Origin of the sequence: Limnohabitans sp. 2KL-1 (genome assembly GCF_003063435.1) — a bacterium.
GTDB lineage: Bacteria > Pseudomonadota > Gammaproteobacteria > Burkholderiales > Burkholderiaceae_C > Limnohabitans_A.
Map to the genome: position 1 here is coordinate 1 of NZ_NESL01000019.1, position 11,024 is coordinate 11,024.

Annotated in this window: 14 protein-coding genes; all 14 read left to right on the top strand. The window is 60.1% G+C overall.

Annotation, left to right across the window (positions count from 1 at the left end):
- Window positions 1-407 precede the first annotated feature (407 nt).
- The 14 genes from B9Z47_RS18505 (at window position 408) to B9Z47_RS18285 (ending at window position 9,071) form a co-directional block, all read left to right on the top strand.
- Window positions 408-1,148: a hypothetical protein gene (locus B9Z47_RS18505; RefSeq protein ID WP_146185828.1), complete on the top strand. Its 741-nt coding sequence runs from the start codon at window positions 408-410 to the stop codon at window positions 1,146-1,148.
- Window positions 1,149-1,359: 211 nt separating this feature from the next.
- Complete coding sequence (locus B9Z47_RS18235) at window positions 1,360-1,857, top strand: DNA-binding transcriptional regulator (protein ID WP_199226474.1); 498 nt, start codon at window positions 1,360-1,362, stop codon at window positions 1,855-1,857.
- A 65-nt stretch (window positions 1,858-1,922) separates the two neighbouring features.
- Window positions 1,923-2,057, top strand: a complete 135-nt coding sequence (locus B9Z47_RS19140; RefSeq protein ID WP_255418481.1) for a hypothetical protein — start codon at window positions 1,923-1,925, stop codon at window positions 2,055-2,057.
- A gap of 334 nt (window positions 2,058-2,391) precedes the next feature.
- Window positions 2,392-2,853, top strand: coding sequence for an HNH endonuclease (locus B9Z47_RS18240; RefSeq protein WP_158271710.1), 462 nt, complete (start codon window positions 2,392-2,394; stop codon window positions 2,851-2,853).
- On the top strand, window positions 2,850-3,122 hold the full coding sequence (locus B9Z47_RS18245) for a hypothetical protein (RefSeq protein ID WP_199226476.1): 273 nt from the start codon (window positions 2,850-2,852) through the stop codon (window positions 3,120-3,122). The genes B9Z47_RS18240 and B9Z47_RS18245 overlap by 4 nt, the downstream gene beginning before the upstream one ends.
- 3 nt (window positions 3,123-3,125) lie before the next feature.
- Window positions 3,126-3,314: a hypothetical protein gene (locus B9Z47_RS18250; protein WP_108332623.1), complete on the top strand. Its 189-nt coding sequence runs from the start codon at window positions 3,126-3,128 to the stop codon at window positions 3,312-3,314.
- Complete coding sequence (locus tag B9Z47_RS18255; protein ID WP_108332624.1) at window positions 3,311-3,688, top strand: hypothetical protein; 378 nt, start codon at window positions 3,311-3,313, stop codon at window positions 3,686-3,688. Before B9Z47_RS18250 ends, B9Z47_RS18255 begins: the two co-directional genes overlap by 4 nt.
- Window positions 3,685-3,879: an AlpA family transcriptional regulator gene (locus B9Z47_RS18260; RefSeq protein WP_108332625.1), complete on the top strand. Its 195-nt coding sequence runs from the start codon at window positions 3,685-3,687 to the stop codon at window positions 3,877-3,879. The genes B9Z47_RS18255 and B9Z47_RS18260 overlap by 4 nt, the downstream gene beginning before the upstream one ends.
- 68 nt (window positions 3,880-3,947) lie before the next feature.
- Window positions 3,948-4,637, top strand: coding sequence for a hypothetical protein (locus tag B9Z47_RS18265; RefSeq protein ID WP_158271711.1), 690 nt, complete (start codon window positions 3,948-3,950; stop codon window positions 4,635-4,637).
- A 105-nt stretch (window positions 4,638-4,742) separates the two neighbouring features.
- Window positions 4,743-4,994 (top strand): AlpA family transcriptional regulator, encoded by a 252-nt coding sequence (locus B9Z47_RS18270; protein WP_199226478.1) that lies wholly within the window; start codon window positions 4,743-4,745, stop codon window positions 4,992-4,994.
- The gene (locus B9Z47_RS18275; protein WP_108332627.1) at window positions 4,991-5,512 is read left to right on the top strand and encodes a hypothetical protein; all 522 of its coding nucleotides are present in this window, start codon (window positions 4,991-4,993) and stop codon (window positions 5,510-5,512) included. The genes B9Z47_RS18270 and B9Z47_RS18275 overlap by 4 nt, the downstream gene beginning before the upstream one ends.
- A gap of 4 nt (window positions 5,513-5,516) precedes the next feature.
- Window positions 5,517-5,687 carry a hypothetical protein gene (locus B9Z47_RS18610; RefSeq protein WP_158271712.1) on the top strand — a complete coding sequence of 57 codons (171 nt, stop codon included), beginning with the start codon at window positions 5,517-5,519 and terminating at the stop codon, window positions 5,685-5,687.
- A gap of 4 nt (window positions 5,688-5,691) precedes the next feature.
- Entirely contained in the window at window positions 5,692-5,976 is a 285-nt protein-coding gene (locus tag B9Z47_RS18280; protein WP_108332628.1) for a helix-turn-helix domain-containing protein, read from the top strand.
- The gene (locus tag B9Z47_RS18285) at window positions 5,973-9,071 is read left to right on the top strand and encodes a DUF927 domain-containing protein (protein WP_108332629.1); all 3,099 of its coding nucleotides are present in this window, start codon (window positions 5,973-5,975) and stop codon (window positions 9,069-9,071) included. Before B9Z47_RS18280 ends, B9Z47_RS18285 begins: the two co-directional genes overlap by 4 nt.
- Window positions 9,072-11,024 lie beyond the last annotated feature (1,953 nt).

Genomic DNA, 11,024 nt, shown 5'->3' on the forward strand with positions numbered 1-11,024 from the left:
ACAAATGTTGGTCAAACACGAATTCATAACCAGGCCAATCTGATCAGAACACGTGGCGGTCAACGGCGCTGGCCTTCGCCGAGGCCAGGCACAGGCTTGTCTGCAGTTGTTGTTCTTTCACGTTAACGGACGCGAACGCACGACCCCGGAAATGGCCGCGAAAAGTGATCCCCCTTTGCCCCCTTATCGGCGGCGCTGCTGACCCTTTGGGTGTGGCTTGCCTGCCTTTGGGGTGTGTGCGGTGCCCGATGGCCAGCGCCAGCGGCTGGGTGCTGGCAAGGGCAAGACCCCGGCCCCGTATCAGGCGGCGCTTTGGTGTTGACCTGGTGTGGCTGCTGGTGGCCACGGCCTGCCCGGTGGCGTGATCGAGTGCAGCCGGTGGCCTGCGCCAGCGATGGCCGGGCGGGTTGCTTGCTGGTGCTGGTGCTGGCGCTGCTGTGCGGTGCGGTGGCAAAGGTTGCAGGGCCACGGCCACGGCCACGGGCAAGGGCAAGGGCAAGGGCAAGGGCAAGGGCAAGGGCACGGCCACGGCCACGGGCAAGGGCAAGGGCACGGCCACGGCCACGGCCACGGGCAAGGGCAAGGGCAAGGGCACGGCCACGGCCACGGGCAAGGGCAAGGGCAAGGGCACGGCCACGGCCACGGGCAAGGGCAAGGGCACGGCCACGGCCACGGGCAAGGGCAAGGGCAAGGGCACGGCCACGGCCACGGCCACGGGCAAGGGCAAGGGCAAGGGCACGGCCACGGCCACGGGCAAGGGCAAGGGCAAGGGCACGGCCACGGCCACGGGCAAGGGCAAGGGCAAGGGCAAGGGCACGGCCACGGCCACGGGCAAGGGCAAGGGCAAGGGCAAGGGCACGGCCACGGCCACGGCCACGGGCAAGGGCAAGGGCAAGGGCACGGCCACGGCCACGGGCAAGGGCAAGGGCAAGGGCAAGGGCACGGCCACGGCCACGGGCAAGGGCAAGGGCAAGGGCAAGGGCAAGGGCAAGGGCAAGGGCAAGGGCACGGCCACGGCCACGGGCAAGGCACAGGCGCAGGCACAGGCACAGGCACAGGCGGGCAAGACCCCGGCCTGTATCAGGCGGGCGCTGTGTGGTGTTGACCTGGTGCGGCTGCTGGTGGTCACGGCTTGCCCTGTGGCGTGATCGAGTGCAGCCGGTGGCCTGCGCCAGTGATGGCCGGGCGGGTTGTTTGCTGGTGCGGCTGCTGATGGCCACGGCCTGCCCGGTGGCGCGATCCAGTGCAGCCGGTGCCCTGCGCCAGCGATGACCTGACGTTTCGACCTACAATTTTTATATGTCACGTAAACCAACAAAAAACCAATGTTGTCACTGCGTTACTGATTGGAGAATGACCATGTACCTCTACACAGACGGGGGCTTGCAAAACGTGCGGCTTGTCAACGGCTACCGGGTGCAAAAAACACCCTATGGGCAAGCGGTGGCGATTGATGACCTGGAAGGCTTGACGCAAACCATTTGCACAGCCCTGACCAAGAAACCATCCAAGCTGACCGGGGCCGAATTCCGTTACCTGCGAAACGGTCTGATGTTGTCCCAGCCCAGCCTAGGGCAAATGCTGGGTGTGAGTGGGCAGGCTGTGGCCCTGTGGGAGAAAACCGGGCGGGTGCCCAAAATGGCAGACGCCATGATTCGCCTGTTCTACACGGCCCATACCAACGGACACGAACAGGTCAAAAACATTGTGACGGCCTTGAACGAATCTGAACGCTTCACCGTGACCCTGAGCGAGACGGCCAAAGGCTGGCAGGCCAGTACAGAGGCCACGGCCAAACCTGCACGAACCACCACACGCACCACGCCACGGGCCAAACGCGCCCCCCTTGCAGCCTGACCCCGTGGTTCACGGCAACCCCTGCAACAAACCGCCCACGGGCGGTTTTTGACCGTCTGTGGCTGGTGCTGGCGCTGCTGTCCGGTGCGGAGGCATGGGCACAGGCACGGGCGGGCAAGACCCCGGCCCCGGATCAGGCGGGCGCTGTGGTGTTGACTTGGTGCGGTTCACTGGTGGCCATGGCCTGCCCGGTGGCGTGATCGATTGCAGGCGGTGGCCTGCGCCAGCGATGGCCGGGCGGGTTGCTTGCTGCGATGCCTTCGCCTGCCCTGGTGGCCTTGACACCCACGCCCCAGCCCGTGACATAATCGCGTCAACCCCTGACCGGGGCCGGTGCTATCAACACCAATCCGAAGCGGTTGACCTCCCCGAAGCGAGGTTTTTTCACGCCCCAAATTTAAGGTTTTGGACGTGGGGAGGGCCTACCCGCAAGGATGGCCGCACCGCTTCGGAGGTGTTGATATACCCCACGTCCATCCGTCTGGTCTATCAAGTCAGAGGATGGTTTTTGTAACTCCCGAAGGAGCCAAAGCCATGAAATCACCCTTTAAGGGTTTAGACCCCAGCGTTTGTTTTGTCCCCGTGCATTTGCCTATAGGCCGTGACGGCTACCCTGTTGCCACGAATGGCAAAGGCGGCAAATCAAATGCACATCGTTTGTCGTACCGTTTGTTTTGTGGCCAAACCCCGCCCGCGTTATTTGTTTTGCACATTTGCGGCAATGCAGGGTGCATCAACCCGCACCATTTGTACCTTGGCGATGCGGCACAGAATGCCAAGGACAGAGAGGCGCACGGAAAAACTGCGAGGGGCCAAGGCCTGCCACAAACAAAGCTGACCGAAGGCGACATTCAGGCGATTCGCAAGAGTGCTGATCGAGTAACCGATCTGGCCTTGCAGTACAAAATAAGTAAAAGCCACGTTTCAAACATACGGGCCGGGCGAGTCCGAACCCACACAAGCAAGTGCGGCATTGAAACAGGGAGTAAACCATGACACCCAACGTCATTCACCTGACCCGCCGACCCAGCACGGCAACACCCACCAACACCCCGCACGACCTGGCCACGATGGCAGCGCACCAAGAGGCAGAAAACGCCCTGGCCATGGCGCTGCACTACCTGCGATCCAGTGCGGGCAACATCCCCGGCGCTACCCGCAAAGCGGTGCAGGCATTGGGGGCACTGAACCGCCTGAACAAGCCCACCAACACGCCCGCACCTGTTGGCGCTGGTGCCTGTGCGCTTGCATCGTTGGAGGGGTGAACCATGCAGCAAATCAACGAAACGCGCTACGCCCTTTCCAAGCAACTCCCCGATATTCGTTTACGTGGGCTTATTGCAGTAACCGCATACGGTGAACTGGTGCTCAGTGCAACCGAATCCAAGGCGGTGGCCAAAGCAATTGAACGCACGCTTGCCAAGCGTTTGACCAAATTAGAAGGCGGTGCAGCATGACCAAAAAAAGCATTCAACGGGCAGACATTCAACCAGACATGCGGGACCGTTCTGATGTTGCAGGTGTGTTGCACCTGCTTTGGGAAAAGTCACGTTACACGCTGACAGATGGTGAACTTGCAGGTTTAGCAAATGCAACTTCAGTTGTGTCCGACACCCTTGAACAGTTGTCCACCATGCTGTTGGAAATTGGCTGCGTCGATGGCGCTGCGAGTAGTTCGCCCGATGCCAAACACGGATGTATCACCGATGCGTCAACGGTGCTTTTTCCCCTTGCTGAATGGCTGAGTGCTCAGGCCGCATTACTGCAAGTGGCTGACCATGCAACCGCGATGCTGTTGCAGCCCAGCGTTTACAGGAAGGGCCAGCCATGACCACCATTGAACTGATGGGAACCAAAGAAATCGCCCGCCTGCTGGGTGTGTCACAGGGTCATTGTGTTGGCCGAATCATCAAGCGGCCCGATTTTCCCAAGCCGGTTATCAACCTGTCCCAGCGCCTTCGCAAATGGCGCAAAGATGAGGTTTACGCCTATGTGGGTCTTTGCAAGAAGCCACGCGCTTGAAGGGACCAGCCATGACCACCAAGACCAAGGACCAAGACCCTACGGCGGCTGTCATAGAGGCCCACATTGTGGCCATTGGCGAACCATCGAACCCGCACAGTGCAAGGCGGGCCGAACTGGCGAGGCGCTTATTGGCTGACCCGGACATGTACCGGGTTTGGCGTGAACTGCGAAAACAGGACGTCAACCCCTTGTCGTTTTTGAGTTGGGTTCACAACGCATTCGATTACGCTTATTTTGAGGCGGTGCGCCAAAGCCCGAGCGAATCCGGCAACCAACTGGACAAGATTGAACGGCTGTTGTCCGACCTGAAAACCGAGATCGAGCAAAGCCCCCTACCAAGGAATCAGGCACCGGCCCTGATGGGCATAGATCACCCCAGCCTGCCCCCTGTTGAGTTGTCTATTGGCTGGCACGGCATGAACCCTGCACATGATTGGATTGGCTACCCGATCAGCATACACGGCGTTTTGTCGGTGGCATTGGGGATGCTTGCAAAACACCGAGAGCGCGAACCGCTGCGACTGGTGGCAAGGCAAAGGGGCCGGGGTGAAAACGTGGAAATTGTGAGTTTTGTACGGCACATGGCCTGGCAGTGCGAACGCCACACGGGCAAGGCTTTAGCCGGTTCCCTGGCCCATGTGGCCAATGCAATTTATGACCAGGCGAACCCGCTAGACAAAGAAGCGGCCCGGGGAATGATTCAAAAGTCCCCGGCGGCTTTACGCCCAAGACCGAACAAAAAAGGGGGGGCTTAAGACGGCACAAATGAAGCCTTAAGCCCCCCTGTAAATCACGTTGAACCTCAGAAGATCAGGCCAGAGCGCACCACCCCGGACGTTCAAACCCTTCAAAGGATCAACATGCAAACCACCCGCCAAAGCGCCCCGGCTTTGACCCCGCCCGCCCTGACGATGAAGCTTTTACGCCTGCATGGTGTGGAAGAACGAACCGCGCTGAAAAAAAGCGCCATTTATGCGGCCATGGCAAACAAGGACGATCCTTTTCCCGCCCCTGTTCGCATTGGTGCCCGCGCTGTGGCCTGGCATGAATCTGAGGTTACGGCCTGGATCGAGAGCCGGGCAAAAACAAAAAGCGAGGGAGTCGAGAAATGACCACCAAGCCAAACCCACGGGGTCAAGCCACGCCCCACCAAGCCAACGCCAACAAACACCCCCTGAACGAATCCAGAAAGCCCACCATGGCGCGAATGAGCAACAACCAAAAAGACACCAAAGGCATTCAGCACATGCACCCCATTGATGAAGCTATGGAGATGGCTTTTCATTTTGGGATTGGCTTTGGTCTGACAGCGGCCCGCGATTGTGGCGAAGCGATTGACGAACTTGCTGGCACAGGCTGGGGCGGTGCTTTGCACGACCCCGCGCCATTGGTGGCGGCTTTCATTGATGGCTGCGTGAAATTCAAGATGCTTGAAATCCCTGACCCTGAGCTTCGCGTTCGTGACTTGCTGGGTGAGTGCGTCAAAACCTGCAAGCGTATTCAGGGTGTTCATTTCCTGAGTGCCAAAACTAAAAACATGACCCCGCCCGGATACCTGGCCGCGATGTTGCGGGCCGGTGTTGATGTGTTTTGCCGTGCTTACCCCTGTTTGTCAAAGTCACAGGGCTGACACCATGAAAGACACCACCAACCCCGCCAAAGACCTGCAAGCCCAACGCCTGCGCTTGCATGGTCTGGATGTGATCGAGGGCAGGCAGGGCGGCACGGCCTTTCAAAAGCTGGTGCTGACCCGTACCACGGCAAGACCCAGCGCCAGCGCCCGGCGCTTACCCATGCGGCGGTGATGCGATGGACAAGCCCACCAACACCCCGCCCCGCTACAACGACACCAAAGGGCAGCGCCTGGCGATCATGAACAGGCTGGCCAGCGGCCCGGCCACGATGGAGCAACTGTTCACCGACTGCAACGCGCCCGATCCACGCAAACGTGTTTCTGAGCTACGCAGACACGGACACCCAATCAAAACCAACAAGACCGACCGCACAAACCCCGATGGTTCAGTGAACCGTGCGGGTGTTTACGTGTTGGACGTTACAGACAACCGGCAATGTGAATTGAACTTCAACCAATGACCCACCACCACACACACGAAACAACCCGGCAAGCCCTGGCGCATATCCCGGCGAACCTGCCCCGCGATGAATGGGCACGGGTAGGAATGGCCATCAAATCCGAATTCCCCGATGAAGGCGGTTTTGATCTGTTTTCCGAATGGTCTGCAACTGCGCCAGACTTCAAGGCCAGCGATTGCCGGACGGCTTGGAAGTCCTTCAAGGCGGGCGGGTCTGTGACCATGGGGTCATTGATCCACCTGGCCAAACAACACGGCTACACCTTGCCCAAAGACGGGCAGGCAGCGGCCAAACCCAGCCCCGAGGCCATGGCCCAACGTCAACGCGAACAGGCCGAAGCACAGGCCAGCGAAGCCGAAGCCCAGCGCCTGCGCCATGAGGGGGCGGCGGTTGCATCCCTGACCGCATGGGAGGCGGGCAGCGATCAAGGCGAATCGCCTTACCTGGTGCGAAAAAGCGTTTTCGGGCACGGCCTGCGCTTTGCCCCTGATGGCGTTTTGATGGTGCCTTTGCGCGATGCGGCGGGCAAGCTGTGGAACGTGCAGGCGATCAGGCCAGACGGCCAAAAACGATTCATGAAGGATGGCCGCAAATCGGGCCTTTGGCACTTGCTGGGTGCGGTGCCTGCCCCGGCTGTTGTAGCTGGCGCTGGTGGCCGCGATGGCGATCAAGCGGGCGAACATGGCCGCGATCAGGGCAGCGAACAACCCAGCGACACCGACCGCGATCAAGCGGCGGCTGTGCGGGTCATGCTGGTGGCTGAGGGTTACGCCACGGCGGCAAGCCTGCACGAGGCCACGGGCTACCCGGTAGCGGTGGCCTTCGATGCGGGCAACCTGGCCAAAGTAGCCCACGCCCTGCGCCAGCTTCACCCCGCTGCGCTGCTGGTGCTGTGTGGTGACGATGACCAAGCCACGTACACCAAGACGGGCAGCAACCCCGGCAAGATCAAAGCCACGGCGGCGGCGGTGGCTGTGCAAGGTGTGGCCATTTTTCCGGCCGATCTGGCCCCGGATCAAAGCGACTTCAACGACATGCACCAAGCCCACGGCCTTGACGCTGTGCGTGACTGTGTGTTGTCTGCGATTGCAGAACACGAACTGGCAGCATTGGCCGCACAGGATGACGCACCCGATGACGCACAGGACGCACCAGACGGGGCCACGCGCCCCACAAACGCGCCCGGCAAGGACAAGCCCACAACACGAAAGAAAAAGCCTTCAAGCGGGGCCGGTGCTGGCGCTGCTGGTGGCGATGGCGGCAACGATGACCACGGCGGCGAAGGCAAAACTAACCGCGCACCTTTTGACCGTTTCCACGTTGATGAATCCGGCGTTTGGTACAACCCGCCAGGGGATGATGGCGCTAGCCCAAAGCGCATATGCAACCCGCTGTATGCCGTGGCCCTGGCCCGCGATGACCAAGACCAACAAGCCGGTTTGATGCTGGAATTCGACACAGAGTTTGGGCAGCGGCGGCGGTGGCTGATGCCCCTTGCCATGCTTTCGGGCGATGGGGCCGCATACCGTGCGGCGCTGCTGAATCAGGGCTTTAAGACGCCTATGAACTCGACCGTTCGCCAGCTATTGAATCAGTACCTCAACGAGCGAAAGCCAACCGAACAAATCCGACATACCCCCCGGGTTGGCTGGCATGGCCGCTGCTATGTGTTGCCCGATGAAGTCATAGGCGACAACGGCGATGGCGACAAGTACATTTTTTACACCGAGGGGGCGCAAGAATCCCGGTTCAATCAACGGGGCAAGCTGGATGCATGGATCAGCAACGTTGCAGCATTGGCCAATCAAAACACCCGGCTGACTTTCGCAATGTCTGTGAGCTTTGCGGCCCCCCTGCTGGCATGGCTGGCAGGTCAACCGGGCGGCGGCTTTCACTTTGTCGGTGCCACGTCAACCGGCAAGACCACGGGCTTTTTGATGGCCGCATCAATCTGGGGCGTTGGTGCCGAACAACACCCGAAGTCATACCTTCAAAAATGGAAGGCCACGGGCAACGGCTTGGAGTTTTTGGCAGAACACCATTCAGACGCGCCCTTGATCCTGGATGAATTGGGTCAACTGGATGAAAACGAAATCGGCAAGGCGATTTACATGCTGGCAGACGGGCAGGGCAAGAACCGAGGCAAGGGGGCCGGTGGGCTACGCGCAAAGCCCACATGGAGATCGCTGTTCTTGTCAACGGGCGAGGTGACAGCCGCACAGGCCATGTCGATGACGGGCAGGAAAGAAAAGGGCGGGCAAGAAATCCGGATGATCCCGATTCCGACCGAGGTTAGCGAGGGTTCGGCTGTGGAGCATTACCACCACTGCGAAACCGGCCATGAATTTTCAAACCACATCAAAGAGCAATGCGTGAAGCACTACGGACGGGCGGGCCGCGCATGGCTGGAACACCTGGCGCAAAACACCGAAGGCATGAGCGCACGGCTAAAAACGGACGTGGAGGCCATGGAAGCCCGCCTAATGCCTGCTGGTGCTGTTGGACCTGTCAAACGTGCCGTGAGGCGCTTTGCTTTGGCCGCTGTGGGCGGTGAGTGGGCAACCCGTGCGGGCCTGACCGGCTGGCCTGAGGGCTGGCCAGAACAGGCGGCAAAGGCTTGCATTCAAGCATGGATAGGCCAGCGAGGCGGGGCAGGATCGAGCGAGGTTACAACCATCCTGCGACAAGTGCGGGCATTCATTGAAACCTCAGGTGAAGGGCAGTTTGTGGACTGGCACAGGGCGTATGACGACAAACGCGCCAAAGCCATTATTCGATCTGGTTTCCGTTTGTGGGTGTCTGCTGATGGCAGGCCCGTGAAGTCAACCAAGGACCACCAAAGCGTTTACGGTGATGAGGCGGTGGCCAAGATCGATTACACAGACACATCGTTTGAATACTACGTGTTGCCCGAGGCATTCAGGGCCAATGCTTGCCAAGGGCTAGACCATGACACGGTTTGCAAAGTGTTGGTGGACCATGGCTGTATGGAGCGAAGCAAGGACCGCTACACCTATAAAGCCCGTTTACCTGGTGCTGGTGCCCCTGTGTCTTGCTACAAGATCACATCCAAGCTGTTGACGTTGGACCTGTGACCTGTGCGCCCGCCCTGCTATGCGGCCCCGGTGAAGGGGGCCGGGCAGGGCTTTTCTTCGCGGCACGTTTGCTGTGTTCGGGGGTCTTGCACCATGGATGGCAGACACCAAAGCCCACCATTGGCCAGCCCACGGCGCACCCGGGCCGGGCGGCTTCGCTGCTGACCTGGTGCCCCTTGCCCAATGCCATGCATAAGCATTGGCCCTGCACGGTTGCCGGTGGCCACGGTGCCCACGGTGCCCGGCCCCTTGCCCGGTGTTGGGTTGCAGGCCGGGGTTAATTCGATGGGTTGCCCGCCGATAAGGGGGGCTGGCAGGGGTGCCCTTCGCGCTGCAAATCGTTATTCAAGGGTCTTGCACCATGCAAGGGATACAACAAATCCCGCCATTGGCCGAACCACTTGCACCATATTTCAGGCGATGCCCGGCCCTAATTGCTGGACTTCTATGGATGCAAATGTGATTCCCGTTTTTCTTGGTTGACAGGGCTTCGCGGTGCGGCGGTGTTTTGAGCGACCGCCAGAAAAAAACCCGTAAATCATCAAAAAACTGTGCTTTTACGCCAATATTTGACATTAGTTGACGGTTTTTAGATTTTTAGCGTACCGCTGTTCCGGCGAGTGTTCCCGTTGCCGATGCCTTGGAAGCCCCTGTTTATGCGGTGTTCCCGTTGTTCCCGTTGTTCCCGTTGCATTTTTTGGGCTAGGGACTTTGCAACGCAAAACAGGCCGAAAATGTGCCCCCAAATTGCAGGGCCGGGCGGCTTCGCTGGTGGCCTGCTGACCCGGTGCCCTTGCTGGCGCTGCTGGCCCGGCACGGTTGCCGGTGCCCACGGTGCCAGGCCCTTCGCCTGGTGCCGTGTTGCAAGCCGGGCCGGTGCCCTGACTGGTGGCCATGGGGGAGGGGGGGTTCAAAACTCTGAGGGCACAGGCGCCTAAACCGACTGGTTCCCTTCGCTCGCAAAACCGCGTTATCGATAGGGGGGAGGGGTCAAGGCAATGCCCACCCGATCCAGTCCGGCCCGGCCCGGATCAGGCGGCGCTGCGGTGTTGACCTGGTGCGGCTGCTGGTGGCCATGGCCTGCCCCTGTGGCGTGATTCAGTGCCCCACGGTGCCCGGCCCTTCGCCTGGTGCCGTGTTGCAAGCCGGGCCGGTTCCTTCAATGGTGGCCATGGGTAGGGGGGAGGTTAAAACTCTGAGCGATCACCCCGGAAACCGAACGGTTCCCCAAATTTTTGCGCGTGAGGGTTTTGGAGGGGGGGGTACTCCCTGCAAGGTGCCCGGCGATTCTGTCCGGCCCGGATCAGGCGGCGCTGTGCGGTGTTGACCTGGTGCGGCTGTTGGTGGCCACGGCCTGCCCGGTGGCGTGATCCAGTGCCCACGGTGCCCGGCCCTTCGCCTGGTGCTGTGTTGCAAGCCGGGCCGGTGGCTTCACTGGTGGCCATGGGCGGGGTCCGTCGGTTTCCCTGGTTGATAATCGGTTTCGACTTGAAAATCAGGTTAAAAAAATGTGGTGTGTTTTCTGGTGCTGAACTGGTCTGATGGCGAAACCCTAATGAAGCCCAAAAAGGGGGGTAGCAAAGACCAAACCGGGGAACAAATCGGGGAACAAAATTGGATGAACGAAGCTGAAAACTACTGTTTATGCGGGTTTCAAGAGATCATTCAAGTGACCCCAGCCCCATATGCAAGTTCAAGGGCGTTCGCTGGCTTCCAGTGAACGCCCTTTTTCATTGGGTGCGCCCAGCATGGGCGCACACCTGCGGGTGCAAGTCCCGCTGCGAGCTGGTCACAGTGAGCAAAGCGAAGCGCAACTGCGTGAGGGTGACCGAGCGTGGGAAGGAAGCGTGGAGCGTAAATCGTGAGCCGATGAACAAGAACCGCATAGAAGGCGTTGCCAAGCAGGGCGAGCAGGCCCATTACTGCAAAGCTCTTGTGACCAAGGCGAGGTGG